Raw genomic sequence first — 21,170 nt, 5'->3', positions numbered from 1 at the left:
CTTACTTCTCCTTCTTGGCGCCGTAGCGGGAACGGGCCTGCTTGCGGTTCTTGACACCCTGGGTGTCGAGGGAGCCACGGATGATCTTGTAGCGAACACCCGGCAGGTCCTTCACACGGCCGCCGCGCACGAGCACGATGGAGTGCTCCTGCAGGTTGTGTCCCTCACCCGGAATGTAAGCGGTGACCTCGATGCCGCTGGTCAGACGCACACGCGCGACCTTACGCAGGGCCGAGTTCGGCTTCTTCGGGGTGGTCGTGAACACACGCGTGCAGACGCCGCGACGCTGAGGGGAACCCTCGAGTGCGGGCGTCTTGTTCTTCTCGACCTTGTCCTGCCGGCCCTTGCGGACCAGCTGCTGGATCGTAGGCACTACTTCTCCGGTTTCTGTGTGCCGAATGGTGAAGCTAACCTGGTACGTCGCCGACCCACGCGGTCGGGTGTGTCGAATCCCGCAGACCTTGCCGCAAGGGCAAAAGGGCGCAGAGTACGGTGGCCATGTGCGGCTCGCTGTGCGGTTGAAGGCACGCACGAGAGCCAGGGCACACCCCAGGCACAAGGTCTGAGCGTACCTACCTCACGGACTTCGGTCAAAACAAATGGAGCGGGCCCCGACACGCCGGACTTCTCACCTCGTAAGCGAGCTTTCGTCCCACTTGTCCGATGGCCGCCGGACGGCCGTCCCGGCACCGCATCGTCCCTGGTCGGAGCGGCCACCGGCGACCTTCGGACATTTATGGCCGATTTACGGTCTTGCCGGGGGTACGGCCGATGCGCTTTCAGTACGTTGATCCGTCCGCTGCGGGTGAACAATTCGGGGGACCGGCATGACGAGCGCGTGGACCACCACCTCGGTACGGGACGACGGCGGCCTGGACGACCGGGTGCCCTTCCTGGCCCGGCTGGAGACGGAGGACCGGGAGGCACTGCTCGCCCTCGGCCGGGAGCTGACGTTCCCCGCCCGCACGGTGCTGATCCGGCAGAGCGAGCCGTCCTCGTACGTGCTCTTCCTCGTGCAGGGCTGGACGAAGGTGACCGCGGCGGCCACCAACGGCTACGAGGCGCTGCTCGCGCTGCGCGGCCCCGGTGACATCGTCGGCGAGTCGTCGGCGATCACCGGACGGCCGCGGTCGGCGACGGTGACCGCGCTGGAGCCGGTGCGTTCGCTGGCCGTGGAGCACGAGCGGTTCCGCGGCTTCCTCCAGCACTCCCCCGCCACGTCCTTCGCGCTGCTGGGCCTGACCGCCGACCGCACCCGCGCCGCCGACCGCCGCCGCCTGGAGTTCGCCTCCCTGAACGTGCGCGAGCGGCTCGCCGTCCTCCTCCTGGAGCTGGCCCGCACCCACGGCCGCCGCACCGAGGAGGGCATCGAGCTCTCCGTCCCGCTGAGCAAACAGGAGCTGGCGGGCTCGGTGGGCGCCTCGCGCGAGATGGTCCAGCGCCTGCTGAAGGAGCTCCGTGACAAGCAGGCGGTCACCACGGGCCGCCGCACCCTGCTGATCCGCCGCCCCGACGTGCTCCGGCAGATAGCGGCGGCGACCGTGACGGAGGGAGCACCGGCGATTCCCTCGCCGCCGCGGTCGCCCGAGGGCTGACACCGGCCCCCGGATTCACTCTGTGCACACGGTCACACTTCGACTGCGTCATCCGCCCTCACGGTCGGCGCCGGCGCACGGTCACTCTGCTGCTCTGCACGGCGGAACCTCCGAGAGGCGACCATGACCGACCCCGTGAGCCGGACGATCCTGCTGCTGGACATCGAGCGGTTCAGCGACCGAGACGATGTGGAGCAGGCCTATCTGCGGCGCATGCTGTACGACCTCACCGACCGCGTGCTGGAACGCGCGGGCATCGACGAGACCCGGCGCCGGCGCGCCGACCGCGGGGACGCGGTGATGGAGCTGATCGACGCGAACGCCTCGGTCACCGCGCTGCTGCGGGTCCTGCTCAGCGAGGTCCCGGCCGAGCTGCGGGCCGTCAACCGCATGGCGTCCCGCTCCGCGCAGATGCGGCTGCGCGGCGTCCTCGCCACCGGCTACGTCGCCGTGGACGAGCACGACGGCTGGGTCGGCTCCGATCTGAACCACGCCTGCCGGCTGCTGGACGCCGCCCTGCTGCGCCGGGCCCTGCGCGAGCGGCCCGACGACTTCGCGCTGTGCGTCTCGGACGCCCTGTACGCCGGGGTGGTGCGCCACGACCACCCGGGCATCCCCGCCGGCGACTTCCGCCCGGTGACGGTGGACAGCAAGAACGGCTCGCTGAAGGCCTGGCTGCACGGGCCGCTGCCGGTCGGCCGGGACGGCCGCGCCGACCGGGATCACGACCACGGTGACACGGGGGAGGTGCCGGGCGGATCGGGGGACCGCCCGGCACCGCGGCCGCCCGCCGCGCCGGACGGACCGGGGCAGGCCCCGGCGCCCGGCGCCCACACCACCGGGACGTCCATCACCGTCCAGGGCGGCACCTTCAGCGGCGGCGTGCTCGGCGGCAACCAGTACGGCGGCATCAGCGGCGGCCACTTCAGCGGCGACGTCTCCTTCGGCGAACACCGTGGTGACGGCCGTGGCGACGGCGGCAGGAGAGACGGCCGTGACGGCCGCGGACGGGGTACGGACGCATGAGCACACCCGAGCCACAGGAACCGCCCCGCCCGCCCGCCGGCCCACCGGCACCCGAGCCGCCGGCCGCGGACGAGCCCCGGCCGGCCGACGCCGCCGCCGCGGACCCGGACACGGCCGAGGAACGGGACCAGCCGCAGGACGCCTGGTCGGCCCGGCGCGACCTGGTCGACCACAGCCCGCGCTCCATGAACGTCGGCGCCCGGGCCCGCTTCAGCGGCGGCCTGCTCGGCGGCGACCAGCACGGCGGCATCAGCGGCGGCCACTTCAGCGGCGACGTGTTCCTCGGCGGCAAGACGGAGGTCTACCGGTTCGGCGGACCGGGCACCGCGACCCCGGCCTCCGGCGAGGTGCCCGAGGCCACGCTGGCAGAGCTGGAGCGCGGCTTCGCGGCCGACGAGCAGCTGATGGACCGCCTGCTGCGGCGGCTGCGCGAGGACCGGGTCCTGGTGCTGTCCGGCGGCCGCTTCACCGGCCGGCGCACCGCCGCGCTGATGCTGCTGCGCCGCCTCGGCGCCCACCCCGTGCGCACCCTGGCCCGCGACACCACCGCCGGCGGCCTCGCCGACCGGTTCGGCGACGAGCAGGCCGCACCGGACGCACCGGGCCGGGACAAGGCCCGCGGCCATGTGCTGTGCGACCTCACCCCGCGCCGCGACCAGCCGCTGCGCTGGACCCACCTGCTCGCCGTCCGCGAGCGCCTCGCCGAGCGCGACGCCTACCTCGTCGTCACCCTCGACCCCGGCGCCGCGCTGGACGACGTGACCACCGAGGAATGGCGGGCGCCGGCCGCCGCCGAGGTGCTCGCCGCCCGGCTGCGTGCCCGCACCGACGAGGAGACGGCCGGCCGGCTGCTCGCCCTGCCGGAGGTCGCCGACTTCCTGCGGCGCAGCCACCAGCCGCGCGAGACGGCCGAGTTCGCCGGGCTGCTCGGCCGGTACGCGTCCGGCGAGGCCGACGCGGCCGACGTGGCACGGTTCTCGCTGGCGACCCTGGAGAGCCAGGTCCAGGAGTGGTTCGAGGCCCCGGAGTCCGAACTGCACCTGCGCGACAAGGCCTTCCTCGTCGCCCTCGCCGCCTTCGACGGCGGGCCGTACGCGCTCACCGCCGAGCTGAGCGACCTGCTCTACCGCCACCTCCAGGAGACCGAGAACCGCGCCCGCGTCCCCGAGGTCCCCGTCTTCGGCACGCACGTCGGCAAGCGGCTGCAACTGGCCCGCGCGGAGATGAAGTGGGAGCCCGAGCAGACCGAGTGGGGCCCGGTCGACCAGCAGAAGGCCGTGTTCCGCGACGACCGCGCCTCGCTGGTGCTGCTGCGCGAGGTGTGGACGGGCCACCCCTCCGCCCGGCCCGCGCTGATCCGCTGGCTGCGCCAACTGGCCGACGACGGGCGCCCGTTGGTGCGCACCCGGGCCGCCTCCACGGTGGCGGTCCTCGCCCGCACCGATCTGCCGTCCGCGATGGCGCTGGTCATCGAGCCGTGGGGCACCTCCAAGCGGTACCGGCACCGGCTCGTGGCGGTCAACGCGCTCGCCCTGGCCCACCTGGTCGGCACGCCCAACATCCCGCGCATCCTCGACACCTGGTGCGAGGACGGCCCCGCGTCGCTGCGCTGGGTGGCCGTACGGGCGTACGGGCTGATCGGGGCGGAGCGCCCGGCGCAGGCCATGGGCGCCCTGCGCCGCGCCGTACGGCGGCTGTACGAGGACCAGCCCGACGACATCGACGGCGAACTGGGTGAGGAACTGGCCGAGTCCGTCGCGCTGTTGCTGCTGTCGGCCGCGAGCGACAGCGTCCTCGGCGAGCTGTGCGCCCACCTCGACGACGACCGTGCCGTACACGACCTGACGCTGGCCGGCTTCATCGGGGCGTGCGCGCACACCGAGGGCGACGAGCGGTACGGCACTCCGCTCGTCCTCGACTGGTTCACCCGCGCGGCCACCGGCCACCCCACCGCCGACCCCGTGACCGGCGACCGTATGACCGCCGCGCAGGGAGTGCCGTTCCTCTGGCGGGCCGCGCTGGCCGATCTGGGCACCACGCGGCAGGCACTGAAGGTGCTGAGCAACTGGGTGCTGACCGCCGACCGGTCGACGCCCGTCGAGTGGGCCCTGGCCGCGCTGCTGCCGAGGCTCGTCACCACCACCACCGAGTACGAACGGCTGAGCCATCTGCTGCGCACCATGCCGGGCGAGGACGGTGCCCGTCCGCCCGAGGTCGCGGCCCGCCTGCTGACCGTGCTGTCCGCCCACTGACCAACCCGTCCCGCAGACCGACCCATCCGAGACCGACCCGGGAAGACACACCATGCCCTCCTTCCGGCAACCCGAGTGGCAGCAGCCCGCCGACCGGCACACCCAGCTGGTCGACCCGGTGCTCACCGTGCGGCAGCTGTCGCGCTTCGAGTTCAACTTCCGATCCCTGGTCCGCATCGACCACGCGCTCGTCTTCTCCACGCCGAAGGGCTCCTACGAGGCCTATCTGCCGCCCCAGCGGCCGACGCGCGCCGAGATCACCGCCAAGCGCTACTCCGCCGTCTACGAGGTGGACATGGGCGTCCACCCGTACACCTCCACCCTGACGCTGCCGAGCGACAACGACGCCTTCGAGTTCACCGCCGAGATCGACCTGTCCTGGCAGGTGCTGGACCCGGCCCGGTTCGTGGCGAGCGGGCACCGGGACGTGCCCGCGCTGGTGCTCGGCGAACTCCAGCAGGCGGCGCGGCCGGTCACCCGGCGCTTCCCGGTCGCGCGGAGCGCCTCGGCCGAGCAGGAACTGCTCCAGGCGGTGACCGTGCTGGGGCCGCTCGGGGCGACCGCGGGACTCCAGGTCACCTGGACCCTTCGGCTGCGGCGCGACCAGGCCGACATCGATCACCAGCAACGGCTGCGGGCCATCGACCACTCCGCCACCGAGCAGTCCTTCGCGGCCCAGCGGGGCATGCAGGTCGACGTGGACATGGACCGTCGGCTGCGCCAGCAGGACGCGCTCCAGATCGAGCGGGCCGTCGCGTACGGCACACAGCAGCAGGAACTGCTGCTCCAGCAGCAGCGCTGGCAGCACGAGCAGGCCATGCTCGCGAGCGGGCAGCACCACGAGCTCGCCCTCCAACAGGGGCGCCAGCAGGTGGAGTTGCAGCAGATCGAGGCCCAGAAGATCGAGTTCTACCAGTACCACCTCCAGCAGGGCGGCGTGCACTCCTGGGCCCTCCATCTCGCCCAGCACCCCGAGGACTCCCAGCTGGTGATGAGCAGCATGCGCGAGGACCAACTGCGCATGATCCAGGCCCAGATGGACCTGGTGAAGCAGCTGCTGAGCGGCGACACGGCCGAGAACTACGAGCTGGAGGGCCCCAAGCAGCTGGCCCTGCGCACGGTCAGCGACATCCTCAACCAGCGCCTGCCCGGCGTACCGCAGAACCCGCCCCTGCTGCCGCCGGGCCCGCCGCAAGCGGTACCGGCGGACGCGATGCCGGCGGATGCGAGACCGGCGCAGCCCGCGAGCCCTCCGCCGCCCATCGCCCCGGCCGCCCCGCCGGCCCCGCCGGCACCACCGGCCGCGCCCTACAGCCCGCCGGGTATGCCCGGCCCGTACGCCGCCCCCGGCTTCCCGGCCCCGCCGCCCCCGCCCGCCTACGCCCCGCAGGCACCTGCCTGGCAGCCGCCTCCCGGGTACGGCACGACGCCGACGGTGCCGGATCCGGGTACGGGTGCGGCGGCGCGACCGGAGGACACGAAGCCCCCGGCCGCCCCCGACGACAGCGAAGCGAGCGGCACGTGACGACCGCAGACCCCGCCGCGCCGGGAGACCCGGACACCCCCACCGCCGCCCGGCTGTGCGCACGGCTGCTCGCCGAGACGCGCGGCGAGATCGCCCACGCCGACAACAAGGCCTCCGTCCTCGTCGCCGCGCTCGGGATGACCGCCGGGGTGTTCAGCGCGCTGCTCGCGGGGCGGAAGTGGAGCCCGTCCGCGCTCTCCGTGGCCGGCACCGTCGTGTGGTGGGCCGGGGCCCTGTCGCTGCTGGTCTCGCTGCTCGCCCTGCTCCTCGCCGTACTGCCCCGCTACCGGCTGGGCGCCTGGACGCCCGGGGAGCCGCTGTCGTACTTCGGCGACATCCAACAGGCCGTCCGGCAGGGCCGCCTGGACGCCGCCCTCGCCGACACCGAGCGGCGTCCCACGGCCGGACTGACCCGCGCGCTCACGGAGAACAGCCGGATCGCCGCGCGCAAGCACCAGTGGATCCGCACCGGGCTCATCGCCTTCTGCGCCGGCACGGTCCTGCTGCCGGCCTCCCTGCTGATCGGCTGAACCGCCGCTCGGCAGCCGTCCCCACGCACGTGAAGGAACGAACGACCGCCATGACCTCACCACCGGACCACCCCGAGCCGGCCGCCCGCCCCCACCCCGAGCCGCCCCCGGCGCCGCCGGCGTACCCGACGGCCTCGCCGACGCCCCCGCCGTACCCTCAGGCAGCCGCCGCTCCCCCGTACCCGCACGCCGCACCCCAGTACCCCGGCCCCCCGCAGGCGGCGGCGCCCGTGCCGCCGCCGTACCCGGGAGCCGCCCCGCAGTACCCGGCGGCGCCGCCGCCCGTGCCCCCGGTCGCGCCGCCGGTCCCGCCGGTCCCGCCGCAGCACCCGCACCACATCGACACCGACCGGGGCCGCGTCTTCCTCACCGACAAGCAGCGCCAGACGGACGCCACGGCCTGGGGAAACCTGCTGCTGCACGTGCCCAACTTCCTGTGCAGCCTCTTCGTCGTCGGCCTGATCTCCGCGTTCTTCGGGGGCTTCGGCATCGTCGTCGTGCTCGCCTGGATCGCCAGCGGCGCGCTCGTGTTCCACCGGCCCACCGAGAGCGCCCTCGCGCGCCATGTGTTCCGGCTGCGCCATCCCACTCCGCAGGAACGCGCCACCCTCGAACCGGTCTGGCGGGAGGTCACGGCCCGCGCCGGGGTCGAGGGCCGGAACTACGAACTGTGGGTGGAGGACAGCGACGCCCTGAACGCCGTCGCGGCCGCCGGGCACATCGTCGGCGTCACCCGCTTCGCCATGAACGGACTGCCCAACGGCGAGCTGGCCGCCGTCATGGCACACGAGCTGGGCCACCACGTCGGCGGCCACGCCTGGTCCTCGCTGCTCGGCTACTGGTACGCCCTGCCCGGCCGGACGGCCTGGCGGGTGCTGAAGGCCGGCTCGGGCTTCATGTTCAAGATCTCGCGCGCCTTCGGCTGCTTCGGCATCGGCTTCCTCTTCCTGGTCGTCGGCAGCATCGGACTCGCCACGATCAGCACGTTCTACGGCCTGCCGCTGCTGCTCCTGGCCGTGCCGTACGCCCTGGCCGCCGTCGGCCGCCGCGCCGAACTGCGGGCCGACGAGCACGCCGCCGCGCTGGGCTTCGCCCCCATGCTGGCGGCCGTCCTCGACAAGATGCACCGGCAGGAGCAGTGGCAGCAGGCCCAGCTGGCCGCGCGGAACGGCGGACGGCACGTCGAGGAGAGCGCACTCGCCCGGCTGCTGTCCTCCCACCCCGACCACCACACCCGGCTGCACCACCTCCAGCCCTACCTGCAGCCGCAGGGCCCGGCACAGCACAGGTGAACAACGCCGAAGGGCGGCCACCCCGAAACGGGGTGGCCGCCCTTCATGCTGCTCGCTTACTGGTTGTACGGACCGTAGTCGTAGTCCTCCAGCGGAACGGCCTGGCCGGAGCCGGTGCCGAACGGCGAGTAGTCGATGTCGTCGTAGCCGACGGCCGAGTACATCGCGGCCTTGGCCTCCTCGGTCGGCTCGACCCGGATGTTGCGGTAGCGGGACAGACCCGTACCGGCCGGGATGAGCTTACCGATGATGACGTTCTCCTTGAGGCCGATGAGGCTGTCGGACTTGGCGTTGATCGCCGCGTCCGTCAGGACTCGGGTCGTCTCCTGGAAGGAGGCGGCCGACAGCCAGGACTCCGTCGCCAGCGAGGCCTTGGTGATACCCATCAGCTGCGGACGACCGGAGGCCGGGTGACCGCCCTCCTGGACCACACGACGGTTCTCGGTCTCGAACTTCGAGCGCTCGACCAGCTCACCGGGCAGCAGCTCGGCGTCGCCGGACTCGATGATCGTCACGCGGCGGAGCATCTGCCGGATGATGATCTCGATGTGCTTGTCGTGGATCGACACACCCTGCGAGTTGTAGACCTTCTGGACCTCGCCGACCAGGTGGACCTGGACGGCACGCTGACCCAGGATGCGCAGCACGTCGTGCGGGTTGGTCGCACCCACGGTGAGCTGCTGGCCCACCTCGACGTGGTCGCCCTCGCGGACCAGGACCTTGGCACGCTTCGAGATCGGGAACGCCGTCTCGTCGCTGCCGTCGTCCGGCGTGACGATGATCTTCTTCGTCTTCTCGGTCTCCTCGATCCGGACGCGGCCGGAGGCCTCGGAGATCGGGGCGACACCCTTCGGGGTACGGGCCTCGAAGAGCTCGACGACACGCGGCAGACCCTGGGTGATGTCGTCACCGGCCACACCACCGGTGTGGAAGGTACGCATCGTCAGCTGGGTACCGGGCTCACCGATGGACTGGGCGGCGATGATGCCGACCGCCTCGCCGATGTCCACCAGCTTGCCGGTGGCCAGCGAACGGCCGTAGCACATCGCGCAGGTGCCGACGGCGGACTCGCAGGTCAGGACCGAGCGGGTCTTGACCTCCTCGACGCCACGGGCGACCAGCTCGTCCATGAGGACGTCACCGAGGTCGGTGCCGGCCGGGGCCAGGACCTGACCGTCGACCACGATGTCCTCGGCGAGGCAGCGCGCGTACACGGACGTCTCGACGTCGTCCGCCTTGCGCAGCACGCCGTCCGCGCCCCGCTCCGCGATCCGGAGCTTGAGACCGCGCTCGGTGCCGCAGTCCTCCTCGCGGATGATGACGTCCTGCGAGACGTCGACCAGACGACGGGTGAGGTAACCCGAGTCGGCGGTACGCAGGGCGGTGTCCGCCAGACCCTTACGGGCACCGTGCGTGGAGATGAAGTACTCCAGCACGGACAGACCCTCACGGAACGAGGCCTTGATCGGACGCGGGATGGTCTCGTTCTTCGCGTTCGACACCAGACCACGCATACCGGCGATCTGCCGCATCTGCATCATGTTTCCTCGGGCACCCGAGTCAACCATCATGAAGATGGGGTTGGTCTTGGGGAAGTTCTCGTTCATCGCCTCGGCGACCTCGTTGGTCGCCTTGGTCCAGATCGCGATGAGCTCCTGAGTGCGCTCTTCCTTGGTGATCAGACCGCGCTCGTACTGCTTCTGGACCTTCTCGTCCTGGGCCTCGTAGCCCGCGACGATCGCCTTCTTCGCCTCGGGGACGACGACGTCGGAGATGGCCACGGTGACACCGGAGCGGGTGCCCCAGTAGAAGCCGGCCGACTTCAGGTTGTCGAGCGTCGCCGCCACGATGACCTTGGGGTAGCGCTCGGCCAGGTCGTTGACGATCTCGCCGAGCTGCTTCTTGCCCACCGAGTAGTCGACGAACGGGTAGTCCTCGGGCAGCAGCTCGTTGAAGAGCGCGCGGCCCAGCGTGGTGCGCAGGCGGAACGAGTCACCCTGCTGCCACTCGGGCTCGCCCTCCTCGCGGGCCGGCGGGGTCCAGCCACGCGGCGGGATGGTGCCCACCGGGAAGCGGATGTCCACGGCCGACTGGAGCGCCAGCTCGCCGGCGTCGAACGCCATGATCGCCTCGGCCGTGGAGCCGAACGCGCGGCCCTCGCCCTTGACGTCACGCAGCTCGCCGTCGGTGGTGAGGAAGAACAGACCGAGGACCATGTCCTGGGTCGGCATCGTCACCGGGCGGCCGTCGGCCGGCTTGAGGATGTTGTTCGAGGACAGCATCAGGATGCGGGCCTCGGCCTGCGCCTCCGCGGACAGCGGCAGGTGCACGGCCATCTGGTCACCGTCGAAGTCCGCGTTGAACGCGGTGCAGACGAGCGGGTGGATCTGGATGGCCTTGCCCTCGACCAGCTGCGGCTCGAAGGCCTGGATGCCGAGGCGGTGCAGGGTGGGCGCACGGTTCAGCAGCACCGGGTGCTCGGCGATGACCTCTTCGAGGACGTCGTACACGACGGTGCGGCCGCGCTCGACCATGCGCTTGGCCGACTTGATGTTCTGCGCGTGGTTCAGGTCCACCAGGCGCTTCATCACGAACGGCTTGAACAGCTCCAGCGCCATGGCCTTCGGCAGACCGCACTGGTGCAGCTTGAGCTGCGGGCCGACGACGATGACGGAACGCGCCGAGTAGTCGACTCGCTTGCCGAGCAGGTTCTGACGGAAGCGACCCTGCTTGCCCTTGAGCATGTCGGACAGCGACTTCAGCGGACGGTTGCCGGGGCCCGTGACCGGGCGACCACGACGGCCGTTGTCGAAGAGCGCGTCGACGGCCTCCTGGAGCATGCGCTTCTCGTTGTTCACGATGATCTCGGGCGCACCGAGGTCGAGAAGGCGCTTCAGGCGGTTGTTGCGGTTGATGACACGGCGGTACAGGTCGTTCAGGTCGGAGGTCGCGAAGCGGCCACCGTCCAGCTGCACCATCGGACGCAGGTCCGGCGGGATGACCGGGACGCAGTCCAGGACCATGCCCTTGGGGCTGTTGGAGGTCTGCAGGAACGCGGAGACGACCTTCAGCCGCTTCAGGGCGCGGGTCTTCTTCTGGCCCTTGCCGGTGCGGATGATCTCGCGGAGCCGCTCGGCCTCCTCCTCCAGGTCGAAGGACTCCAGGCGCTTCTGCAGCGCCGCGGCACCCATCGAGCCGTCGAAGTACGTGCCGAAGCGGTCACGCAGCTCGCGGTAGAGCAGCTCGTCGCCCTCGAGGTCCTGGACCTTGAGGTTCTTGAACCGGGCCCACACCTCGTCGAGGCGGTCGATCTCGCGCTGCGCGCGGTCGCGCAGCTGCTTCATCTCGCGCTCGGCACCCTCGCGCACCTTGCGGCGCACGTCGGCCTTGGCACCCTCGGCCTCCAGCTCGGCCAGGTCGGCCTCGAGCTTCTTGGCGCGGGCCTCCAGGTCGGAGTCGCGGCGGTTCTCGATCTGCTGGCGCTCGACCGAGACGTGCGCCTCCAGGGAGGGCAGGTCGCGGGTGCGGCGCTCCTCGTCGACGTACGTGATCATGTACGCCGCGAAGTAGATGACCTTCTCCAGGTCCTTCGGGGCGAGGTCCAGCAGGTAGCCCAGCCGGGACGGGACGCCCTTGAAGTACCAGATGTGGGTGACGGGGGCGGCCAGCTCGATGTGGCCCATCCGCTCACGGCGCACCTTGGCGCGCGTGACCTCGACGCCACAGCGCTCGCAGATGATGCCCTTGAAGCGGACGCGCTTGTACTTGCCGCAGTAGCACTCCCAGTCCCGGGTCGGACCGAAGATCTTCTCGCAGAAGAGTCCGTCCTTTTCGGGCTTCAGGGTGCGGTAGTTGATGGTCTCGGGCTTCTTGACCTCGCCGTGGCTCCACTGACGGATGTCGTCAGCGGTGGCCAGGCCGATCCGGAGCTCGTCGAAGAAGTTGACGTCGAGCACTATGCGTCAATCCCTCTCAGGGTCGTAAGTCTGTGGTCTGAAACGGGGGCCTGGGGGTCGGCGGGGGCCTCACTCATCGGCGAGGCCCCTGCCGGACTCCCGTCAGACCTCTTCGACGCTGCTCGGCTCGCGCCGGGACAGGTCGATACCGAGCTCCTCCGCAGCGCGGAAGACGTCCTCATCGGTGTCGCGCATCTCGATGGACATACCGTCGCTGGACAGCACCTCCACGTTCAGGCAGAGCGACTGCATCTCCTTGATGAGCACCTTGAAGGACTCGGGGATGCCGGGCTCGGGGATGTTCTCACCCTTGACGATGGCCTCGTAGACCTTCACGCGGCCGGTGACGTCGTCGGACTTGATGGTCAGCAGCTCCTGGAGGGCGTACGCGGCGCCGTAAGCCTCCAGCGCCCACACCTCCATCTCGCCGAAGCGCTGGCCGCCGAACTGCGCCTTACCACCCAGCGGCTGCTGGGTGATCATCGAGTACGGGCCGGTCGAGCGGGCGTGCAGCTTGTCGTCGACCAGGTGGTGCAGCTTGAGGATGTACATGTAGCCGACCGAGATCGGGTCCGGGAACGGCTCACCGCTACGGCCGTCGAACAGCCGCGCCTTGCCGGACGGGAGCACCATGCGCTCGCCGTCGCGGTTCGGGATGGTGTGCTGCAGCAGACCCGCCAGCTCGTCCTCGCGGGCACCGTCGAAGACCGGGGTCGCGACGTTGGTGCGCGGGGCGACCTGGTCGGCGCCGATGGCCTGGAGGCGCTGGGCCCACTCGTCCGCGAGGCCGGAGACGTCCCAGCCACGGCTGGCGAGCCAGCCGAGGTGGATCTCCAGGACCTGTCCCGGGTTCATTCGGGACGGGACACCGAGCGGGTTCAGGATGATGTCGACCGGGGTGCCGTCCTCCAGGAACGGCATGTCCTCGATCGGCAGGATCTTGGAGATGACACCCTTGTTGCCGTGCCGGCCGGCGAGCTTGTCACCGTCCGTGATCTTGCGCTTCTGCGCGACGTAGACGCGGACCAGCTGGTTCACGCCCGGCGGCAGCTCGTCGCCCTCCTCGCGGTCGAAGACGCGCACGCCGATGACCTTGCCGGTCTCGCCGTGCGGCACCTTCAGCGAGGTGTCACGGACCTCACGGGCCTTCTCACCGAAGATCGCGCGCAGCAGGCGCTCCTCGGGGGTCAGCTCGGTCTCACCCTTCGGGGTCACCTTGCCGACGAGGATGTCACCGGCGATGACCTCGGCACCGATGCGGATGATGCCGCGCTCGTCGAGGTCGGCGAGGACCTCCTCGGAGACGTTCGGGATGTCCCGGGTGATCTCCTCGGGGCCGAGCTTGGTGTCACGGGCGTCGACCTCGTGCTCCTCGATGTGGATCGAGGAGAGGACGTCGTCCTGCACGAGGCGCTGCGACAGGATGATCGCGTCCTCGTAGTTGTGACCCTCCCACGGCATGAACGCCACGAGCAGGTTCTTGCCGAGGGCCATCTCGCCGTTCTGGGTGGCCGGACCGTCGGCGAGGACCTGGCCCTCGATGACGCGGTCGCCCTCGTTGACGATGACCTTCTGGTTGACCGAGGTGCCCTGGTTGGACCGGGAGAACTTGGCCAGGCGGTACGTGATGTACGTGCCGTCGTCGTTGGCGGTGGTGATGTAGTCCGCGGAGACCTCCTGGACCACACCGTCCTTCTCGGCCTTGACCACGTCGCCGGCGTCGACGGCGGAGCGGTACTCCATGCCGGTGCCGACGAGCGGGGACTCGGACTTGATCAGTGGTACGGCCTGACGCATCATGTTCGCGCCCATGAGGGCACGGTTGGCGTCGTCGTGCTCCAGGAAGGGGATCATGGCGGTCGCGACCGACACCATCTGGCGCGGCGAGACATCCATGTAGTCCACGTCCTCGGGGGCGACGTAGTCGACCTCGCCGCCGCGGCGGCGGACCAGGACACGGGCCTCGGCGAACCGCATCTCCTCGTTCAGCGGCGCGTTGGCCTGCGCGATGACGAAGCGGTCCTCCTCGTCGGCGGTCAGGTAGTCCACCTCGTCGGTGACCACACCGTGCTCGTCGACCTTGCGGTACGGGGTCTCGACGAAACCGAACGCGTTGACGCGGCCGTAGGAGGCGAGCGAGCCGATCAGACCGATGTTCGGGCCTTCGGGCGTCTCGATCGGGCACATGCGGCCGTAGTGCGACGGGTGCACGTCACGGACCTCGAAGCCGGCCCGCTCACGGGAGAGACCACCCGGGCCGAGGGCGTTCAGACGACGCTTGTGCGTCAGCCCCGACAGCGGGTTGTTCTGGTCCATGAACTGGGACAGCTGCGACGTACCGAAGAACTCCTTGATCGACGCCACCACCGGGCGGATGTTGATCAGGGTCTGCGGCGTGATCGCCTCGACGTCCTGGGTGGTCATGCGCTCGCGCACGACACGCTCCATACGGGCGAGACCCGTACGGACCTGGTTCTGGATGAGCTCGCCGACGCTGCGGATACGACGGTTGCCGAAGTGGTCGATGTCGTCGGTCTCGACCATGATCGTGCGGCCGGACTCGCCGGTCGTCTCGGTCTCACCGGCGTGCAGCTTCACCAGGTACTTGATGGTGGCGATGACGTCGTCGGTGGTGAGCACGCCGGCGTCCAGCGGCTCGTCCGCGCCGAGCTTCTTGTTCACCTTGTAGCGGCCGACCTTGGCGAGGTCGTAGCGCTTCGGGTTGAAGTAGAGGTTCTCCAGCAGCGTCTGCGCGGCCTCGCGCGTGGGGGGCTCGCCCGGACGCAGCTTGCGGTAGATGTCGAGCAGCGCGTCGTCCTGGCCCTGGGTGTGGTCCTTCTCCAGGGTGGCGCGCATGGACTCGTACTCGCCGAACTCCTCGAGGATCTGCTCGGTCGTCCAGCCGAGAGCCTTCAGCAGCACGGTGACCGACTGCTTGCGCTTGCGGTCGATACGGACACCGACCATGTCGCGCTTGTCGATCTCCATCTCCAGCCAGGCACCCCGGGACGGGATGATCTTGGCGGAGAAGATGTCCTTGTCGGACGTCTTGTCGATGGAGGAGTCGAAGTAGACACCGGGGGAACGGACCAGCTGGGACACCACGACACGCTCGGTGCCGTTGATGACGAAGGTGCCCTTGTTCGTCATGAGCGGGAAGTCGCCCATGAAGACCGTCTGGGACTTGATCTCACCGGTCTCGTTGTTGGTGAACTCGGCGGTGACGAAGAGCGGGGCGGCGTACGTGAAGTCGCGCTCCTTGCACTCGTCGATGGAGTTCTTCGGCGGCTCGAAGCGGTGGTCCCGGAACGTCAGGGACATCGACCCGGAGAAGTCCTCGATCGGGGAGATCTCCTCGAAGATCTCCTCCAGACCGGACTTGGTGGGGACGTCCTGACCGTTCTCCAGAGCCTCCTCGACCCGACTCTGCCAGGCGGTGTTGCCGAGCAGCCAGTCAAAGCTCTCGGTCTGCAGCGCGAGCAGGTTCGGAACCTCGAGAGGCTCCTTGATCTTTGCAAAGGAGATGCGCAGCGGGGCGGTGCTGGCGCCGTTGTTCGTATTCGCGGTCGAGGCATTGCGCGAGGCGGCCAAGAGGGGGTCCTTCCGAGGGCTCGGACTCACTACGCGCGTGCCGGCCCCTCTCCCACGCACAGAGACAGAAGCCCAGGTCAAGGGTGCTTTTGTCGTCGATGCTCGATTGAGGGCAGACCCCTGGTGACGGGCAGGGGACAGCTAACAGGCAGCGCAAAGGGTCAGTGTAGCCACTTGGCACACTGATGTCCAGTCCCGGGTTGCTGAGACCCTTGCGACTCTCGTTGTTCTCAACGCCTTCGTCAACGCCCTCGGCATGCTGCCCTCAACGCACGTTGATACTGCCCTCTTCGTCGTCGATCCATGCCTCGGATTCGGATCCTTGTGACGACGCGTCCTGAGAATTGCGCGCTGCGTGCGGTTCGTCAAGGCCCCCCAGTCCGAAGCGGGCGGTCCGCGGACGGTCCGGAGACACGACGAAGATCACCATACCCCTCGCCGTCGCGAGTGCAAGGCAACCGTGGTCGGGCCCGCCGGGAACGCCGAAGAGCGACCACCCGGATGGATGATCGCTCTTCGGTGCGTTCGCGTTACAGCCCCAGGAGGCGCTTTTTACGGCGCCACAGGGCTGCGGTCAGCGCGCGTTCGAGTCCTTGAGGACCCGGAAGGTCTTACTTGACCTCGACGGAGGCACCGGCGCCCTTGAGGGCCTCGGCGGCCTTGTCAGCGGCCTCCTTGTTGACCTTCTCGAGGACCGGCTTCGGGGTGCCGTCGACCAGGTCCTTGGCCTCCTTGAGGCCCAGGGAGGTGAGCTCGCGCACGACCTTGATGACCTGGATCTTCTTCTCGCCGGCGCCCGTGAGGATGACGTCGAACTCGTCCTGCTCCTCAGCGGCCTCGGCGGGGGCGGCCGGGCCGGCCGGGCCCGCGACGGCGACCGCGGCGGCGGCGGTGACGTCGAACTTCTCCTCGAACGCCTTCACGAACTCGGAGAGCTGGATGAGGGTCATGCCCTCGAACTCGGCGAGCAGTTCGTCCTGGGTGAGAGCCATGATGGCTTTCCTTCCACTCAATCGGCAGGTGCCGGATGTACATGAATGGCGGGCGTACGTTCGGCCCGCTACGACCGCTGCCTCAGGCGGCGGTCATGATGCGAGCCGAATTACTCGGCACCGCCCTGCTCGTCCTGCTTGGCGCGAAGAGCGTCCACGGTGCGGACGAGCTTCGAGGGAAGCGCCTGGAAGAGCTGAGCAGCCTGGGACTGCTTGCCCTTGAAGGCACCCGCCAGCTTGGAGAGCAGAACCTCGCGGGACTCGAGGTCCGCAAGCTTCTTGATCTCGTCGGCGGTCATCGCCTTGCCGTCAAGGACACCGCCCTTGATGACGAGATTCGGGTTGTCCTTGGCGAAGTCACGGAGACCCTTCGCCGACTCCACCGGGTCACCGGTGACGAAGGCGACAGCCGTCGGACCAGCGAAGAGCTGGTCGTCCAGCGTGATCCCGGCCTCGTTGGCCGCAATCTTGGTCAGCGTGTTCTTCACCACGGCGTACTGGGCGTTCTCACCGAGCGACCGGCGCAGCGTCTTGAGCTGCGCCACGGTGAGACCGCGGTACTCGGTCAGCACGGCGGCGTTGGAGCTGCGGAACTTGTCCGTCAGCTCGGCAACCGCGGCAGCCTTGTCGGGCCTCGCCATAGAGCCTCGGCCTCCTTCCGGGTGATTCTGACCGCGCGGACCCGAAGGAGGACTGGGTAAACGAAACGCCCCGGCGCAGGCGCTCGGGGCGGACTCGACCGGCCGCATACGCGCGGGGCGCACACTCCGGGAGTTCTTCCACTGACACCTGCGCGGGTCGTCCACTTTTCAGCGGATCCTTCGGCCACCGCGCCCTCGTGGGAGCGCACGGCAACGACCAGCGGTCTTTGGCTTCGGGAAGAGAGTACGGGAACGGGCCGCACGGGAGCAAATCCGGCGGCCCGCCCGTCCGGTCAGAGGCTTCAGGAGGCGCCGGCGGAGCCGCTCGCCACGTTCCCCGTGCCGGAGGTGCCGAGGGACTTCAGCAGGTCCTTGAAGTCCTTGGTGTCGCCGGCCGGGGGCGCCTCGGCGGAGACCTGCACGCCGTAGTCGCTGTAGTAGGCGGTGTTGGTCAGGGCGCCCTTGGCCGTGTGCGCCTTCTCGGTCTTCTTCACCAGCAGGTTCTGGTCGTTGATCCAGATGTCGATGGTCTCGGTGGTGATCCCCGCCGTGTTGAGCTGGGCCTTCAGGCCCGCCATCTGGTCCGCGGTGAGGCTGCTGCTCCTGCCCGCGAGGTCGGCGACGTTCACCGTGCCCGAGTAATGCGTGGCATGGGTGCCGGAGACCGACTCCTCGCCCACCTTCTTCACATCGCCGGAGGCCAGCAGCATCTGCACGGAGGAGTTCGGCGTGGAGGTCCGGACCTGGTCCTTCATGTACGCCCCGGAGGCGCCGCCGAACTTGGCGAGGTCGTCGTACGAGTACTTGAGCCAGTGCTTGCCGCCCATGCGCTGAGCGGACGCGTCGCCCATGTTCACGTAGTAGGCGTCCGGCAGATAGCGGGCCTGCATCGACGGGGCCGCACCGCTCTTGCGCATGGCCTCGGCCAGCTGTCCGCCGGTGTAGGTGATGGTCAGGTCGCCGCGGAGGCCGTCGCCCCAGCGCAGGGACCCGGTCGACGACGCCGACATCACGTCGCCGATGGACATCGTGGAGCGCACCTTGGCCGAGTCCGCCTTGTCGGTGGACTGCTCGGCGGCGCGCAGCACGGCGGCGATGGGGCTGACGTGGATCGTGCCGCCGCCGGACGCCTTGTCGCTCTTGCCCGAGCCGGCGGAGGAGCCGCAGGCCGCCACGGACGTCAGTGCGGCGGCCGCCGCTACGGAAAGGGCCGTACGGCGGACGGTCGTGCTCTTCATCTGGTCCCACCCCCATGAGTCGTGTGCCCCGCACGGTAGCCCAGGGCACTGACAGCCGTGCGACAGGCTGCACAGAGAAAGGACGGGCCCCGCACCTGGAAGGTTGCGGGGCCCGCCCTCTGCTTCACGCGTCCCTGACGCGGCTACCGGGGTGAGCGCAAGGCTCAGACGGCGGCCGGGTCCTCCTCGACGAGGAGGTTGCGGGTGCGGTTCGGGTCGAGCTGGATGCCGGGGCCCATGGTGGTGCTGACCGCGGCCTTCTTGATGTAGCGACCCTTGGCGGCGGACGGCTTCAGACGGAGGATCTCCTCCAGAGCGGCGCCGTAGTTCTCCACCAGCTTGGCGTCGTCGAAGGACGCCTTGCCGATGATGAAGTGCAGGTTCGAGTGCTTGTCGACGCGGAACTCGATCTTGCCGCCCTTGATCTCGGTCACGGCCTTGGCGGTGTCCGGGGTCACGGTGCCGGTCTTCGGGTTCGGCATCAGACCACGCGGGCCGAGGACGCGGCCGAGGCGGCCGACCTTGCCCATGAGGTCCGGGGTGGCGACGACGGCGTCGAAGTCCAGACGGCCCTTCGCCACCTCGTCGATCAGCTCGTCGGCACCGACGATGTCGGCGCCCGCGGCACGCGCGGCCTCGGCACGGTCACCGGTCGCGAAGACCAGGACCCGGGCGGTCTTACCGGTGCCGTGCGGAAGGTTCACGGTGCCACGGACCATCTGGTCGGCCTTGCGCGGGTCGACACCCAGACGGAAGGCGACCTCGACGGTGGCGTCGAACTTGGTCGTGGAGGTCTCCTTGGCGAGACGGACGGCCTCGAGCGGGGCGTACAGCTTCTCCCGGTCGACCTTGGCGTCCGCAGCGCGGAGAGCCTTGCTGCGCTTGCTCACAACTTGCTCCTGTGTGTTCTGAAAGGAGTCGTGGTCCCTGGGCCGAGCAGGCCCTGCCACGTGCGACCGGCTACGGCCGCATGACTGCTGGGGGGTGAGGTCAGCCCTCGACCGTGATGCCCATGGAACGGGCGGTGCCGGCGATGATCTTCGACGCGGCGTCCAGGTCGTTGGCGTTGAGGTCGGGCATCTTGGTCGTGGCGATCTCGCGGACCTGCGCCTCGGTGATCTTGGCGACCTTGGTCTTGTGCGGCTCGCCGGAGCCCTTCTCGACACCAGCGGCCTTGAGGATCATCTTCGCGGCCGGCGGCGTCTTGGTGACGAAGGTGAAGGAGCGGTCCTCGTAGACCGTGATCTCCACCGGGATCACCCAGCCACGCTGCGACTCGGTCGCGGCGTTGTACGCCTTGCAGAACTCCATGATGTTGACGCCGTGCTGACCGAGCGCGGGGCCGACCGGCGGGGCCGGGTTCGCCGCACCGGCGTTGATCTGGAGCTTGATGAGCCCCGTGACCTTCTTCTTCTTGGGAGGCATTACTCTCCGGGTCCTTTCGATTCGGGTCCATGCCCGCGCGCGGACCGAGTCCTGACGCAGGCATACCGCACAACGATAACGGGTATAGATGCGCGGCTTAAAACCGAGCAGGTCAGACGGGCTGAGACAGCCTGCCTGACCTGCTCGGAAGCGGTGGCTCCAGAGGGAACTAGTTCTTCTGGATCTGGTCGAAGGACAGCTCGACCGGCGTCTCGCGACCGAAGATCTCCACCAGACCCTTGACCTTCTTGGAGTCGGGGTTGATCTCGTTGATGGTCGCCTGGAGCGTGGCGAACGGGCCGTCGGTGACGGTGACCGAGTCGCCGACCTCGAAGTCCAGCACCTGGACCTCGACCTTGCGCTGCGGGGCGGGCTTGCCCTCGGCCTCGGCGGCCTCGCGGGCGGCCTTCTCCTCGGCCTCCGGGGCGAGCATCTTGACGATCTCGTCCAGGGTCAGCGGGTACGGGTCGTAGGCGTTGCCGACGAAGCCGGTGACGCCCGGGGTGTTGCGGACGACGCCCCAGGACTCGTTGGTCAGGTCCATGCGGACCAGGACGTAACCCGGCAGCTTGTTCTGCTTGATCGTCTTGCGGTCGCCGTTCTTGATCTGGACGACCTCTTCCTGCGGCACCTCGGCCTGGAAGATGTAGTCCTCGACGTTCAGCGAGACGGCGCGCTGCTCCAGGTTGGTCTTCACGCGGTTCTCGTAACCGGCGTAGGTGTGGATGACGTACCACTCACCGGGCAGGGTGCGCAGCTCCTCGCGCAGGGCCTCGACGGGGTCGACCGGCGCGGCCGGCTCCTCCTCCGCGGCCTCCGCGACAGCCTCTTCGGCGTCCTCCGCCGCTTCGGCGTCCTCGTCCTCGACGTGCAGCGCGGCCTCCTCGGCCGGCTCGCCCGCCTCGTCGTCGGCAGCCTCGACCTCGTCCAGGTCCTCGTCCGCACCTTCGACGATGTCGAGCTCGTCTTCCACGGACTCGGCTTCCTGCCCGTGCGACTCGATGGCGTCGTTCAGGTTCTGGTCAGACACGGTGGCTGCTTCTTCCTGGATACATAGGGGTGGAACATGCGAAAACGGGCGCCGGTACCACGGCGCCCTTCGCTCTT

At 69.5% G+C, this 21,170-nt stretch carries 15 protein-coding genes; 6 read left to right on the top strand and 9 right to left on the bottom strand.

What is annotated here, in order from left to right; genetic code table 11:
- Position 1 precedes the first annotated feature (1 nt).
- Entirely contained in the window at positions 2–373 is a 372-nt protein-coding gene (rpsL, locus tag ACZ4MF_RS32680; RefSeq protein WP_003948652.1) for a 30S ribosomal protein S12, read from the bottom strand.
- A 454-nt stretch (positions 374–827) separates the two neighbouring features.
- Here rpsL and ACZ4MF_RS32675 point away from each other — a divergent pair, with 454 nt between their 5' ends.
- The 6 genes from ACZ4MF_RS32675 (at position 828) to ACZ4MF_RS32650 (ending at position 8,220) form a co-directional block, all read left to right on the top strand.
- Positions 828–1,595, top strand: a complete 768-nt coding sequence (locus ACZ4MF_RS32675) for a Crp/Fnr family transcriptional regulator (RefSeq protein WP_467495814.1) — start codon at positions 828–830, stop codon at positions 1,593–1,595.
- Positions 1,596–1,718: 123 nt separating this feature from the next.
- The gene (locus ACZ4MF_RS32670) at positions 1,719–2,621 is read left to right on the top strand and encodes a hypothetical protein (RefSeq protein ID WP_467495812.1); all 903 of its coding nucleotides are present in this window, start codon (positions 1,719–1,721) and stop codon (positions 2,619–2,621) included.
- Positions 2,618–4,873: a hypothetical protein gene (locus tag ACZ4MF_RS32665; protein ID WP_467495811.1), complete on the top strand. Its 2,256-nt coding sequence runs from the start codon at positions 2,618–2,620 to the stop codon at positions 4,871–4,873. The genes ACZ4MF_RS32670 and ACZ4MF_RS32665 overlap by 4 nt, the downstream gene beginning before the upstream one ends.
- Before the next feature lie 52 nt (positions 4,874–4,925).
- Complete coding sequence (locus ACZ4MF_RS32660; RefSeq protein ID WP_467495809.1) at positions 4,926–6,398, top strand: hypothetical protein; 1,473 nt, start codon at positions 4,926–4,928, stop codon at positions 6,396–6,398.
- A complete protein-coding gene (locus ACZ4MF_RS32655; protein WP_467495808.1) occupies positions 6,395–6,928 on the top strand; it encodes a Pycsar system effector family protein in 534 nt (177 codons plus the stop codon). The genes ACZ4MF_RS32660 and ACZ4MF_RS32655 overlap by 4 nt, the downstream gene beginning before the upstream one ends.
- Positions 6,929–6,978: 50 nt before the next feature.
- Complete coding sequence (locus ACZ4MF_RS32650; protein ID WP_467495807.1) at positions 6,979–8,220, top strand: M48 family metalloprotease; 1,242 nt, start codon at positions 6,979–6,981, stop codon at positions 8,218–8,220.
- 56 nt (positions 8,221–8,276) lie between these two features.
- Here the strand turns inward: ACZ4MF_RS32650 and ACZ4MF_RS32645 are convergent, their stop codons facing one another.
- From ACZ4MF_RS32645 to nusG, 8 genes are all read right to left on the bottom strand, one after another.
- On the bottom strand, positions 8,277–12,176 hold the full coding sequence (locus ACZ4MF_RS32645; RefSeq protein ID WP_356027392.1) for a DNA-directed RNA polymerase subunit beta': 3,900 nt from the start codon (positions 12,174–12,176) through the stop codon (positions 8,277–8,279).
- A 102-nt stretch (positions 12,177–12,278) separates the two neighbouring features.
- Positions 12,279–15,767 carry a DNA-directed RNA polymerase subunit beta gene (gene rpoB / locus ACZ4MF_RS32640; protein WP_356027394.1) on the bottom strand — a complete coding sequence of 1,163 codons (3,489 nt, stop codon included), beginning with the start codon at positions 15,765–15,767 and terminating at the stop codon, positions 12,279–12,281.
- Between the two features lie 611 nt (positions 15,768–16,378).
- Positions 16,379–16,762 carry a 50S ribosomal protein L7/L12 gene (gene rplL / locus ACZ4MF_RS32635; RefSeq protein WP_467495836.1) on the bottom strand — a complete coding sequence of 128 codons (384 nt, stop codon included), beginning with the start codon at positions 16,760–16,762 and terminating at the stop codon, positions 16,379–16,381.
- A gap of 107 nt (positions 16,763–16,869) precedes the next feature.
- Positions 16,870–17,400: a 50S ribosomal protein L10 gene (gene rplJ, locus ACZ4MF_RS32630; protein WP_467495806.1), complete on the bottom strand. Its 531-nt coding sequence runs from the start codon at positions 17,398–17,400 to the stop codon at positions 16,870–16,872.
- 302 nt (positions 17,401–17,702) lie between these two features.
- Positions 17,703–18,638 (bottom strand): SCO4651 family lipoprotein, encoded by a 936-nt coding sequence (locus ACZ4MF_RS32625; RefSeq protein WP_467495804.1) that lies wholly within the window; start codon positions 18,636–18,638, stop codon positions 17,703–17,705.
- Positions 18,639–18,802: 164 nt separating this feature from the next.
- A complete protein-coding gene (gene rplA, locus ACZ4MF_RS32620; RefSeq protein ID WP_071385037.1) occupies positions 18,803–19,528 on the bottom strand; it encodes a 50S ribosomal protein L1 in 726 nt (241 codons plus the stop codon).
- Between the two features lie 100 nt (positions 19,529–19,628).
- Complete coding sequence (rplK, locus tag ACZ4MF_RS32615; RefSeq protein WP_018543896.1) at positions 19,629–20,063, bottom strand: 50S ribosomal protein L11; 435 nt, start codon at positions 20,061–20,063, stop codon at positions 19,629–19,631.
- Between the two features lie 169 nt (positions 20,064–20,232).
- On the bottom strand, positions 20,233–21,093 hold the full coding sequence (gene nusG, locus ACZ4MF_RS32610; RefSeq protein ID WP_467495802.1) for a transcription termination/antitermination protein NusG: 861 nt from the start codon (positions 21,091–21,093) through the stop codon (positions 20,233–20,235).
- Positions 21,094–21,170: the final 77 nt, after the last annotated feature.

This window comes from Streptomyces sp. NPDC025793 (genome assembly GCF_055558375.1).
The sequence above is the reverse complement of the archived record's forward strand: the minus strand, read 5'-3'. Positions and strand labels throughout refer to the sequence as shown.

Excerpts from the sequence above, each read along its gene's own strand:
- ACZ4MF_RS32675 (WP_467495814.1), top strand. The coding sequence starts at position 828 with ATGACGAGCGCGTGGACCACCACCTCGGTACGGGACGACGGCGGCCTG.
- ACZ4MF_RS32670 (WP_467495812.1), top strand. The coding sequence starts at position 1,719 with ATGACCGACCCCGTGAGCCGGACGATCCTGCTGCTGGACATCGAGCGG.
- ACZ4MF_RS32665 (WP_467495811.1), top strand. The coding sequence starts at position 2,618 with ATGAGCACACCCGAGCCACAGGAACCGCCCCGCCCGCCCGCCGGCCCA.
- ACZ4MF_RS32660 (WP_467495809.1), top strand. The coding sequence starts at position 4,926 with ATGCCCTCCTTCCGGCAACCCGAGTGGCAGCAGCCCGCCGACCGGCAC.
- ACZ4MF_RS32650 (WP_467495807.1), top strand. The coding sequence starts at position 6,979 with ATGACCTCACCACCGGACCACCCCGAGCCGGCCGCCCGCCCCCACCCC.
- rplJ (WP_467495806.1), bottom strand. The coding sequence starts at position 17,400 with ATGGCGAGGCCCGACAAGGCTGCCGCGGTTGCCGAGCTGACGGACAAG.
- ACZ4MF_RS32625 (WP_467495804.1), bottom strand. The coding sequence starts at position 18,638 with ATGAAGAGCACGACCGTCCGCCGTACGGCCCTTTCCGTAGCGGCGGCC.
- rplK (WP_018543896.1), bottom strand. The coding sequence starts at position 20,063 with ATGCCTCCCAAGAAGAAGAAGGTCACGGGGCTCATCAAGCTCCAGATC.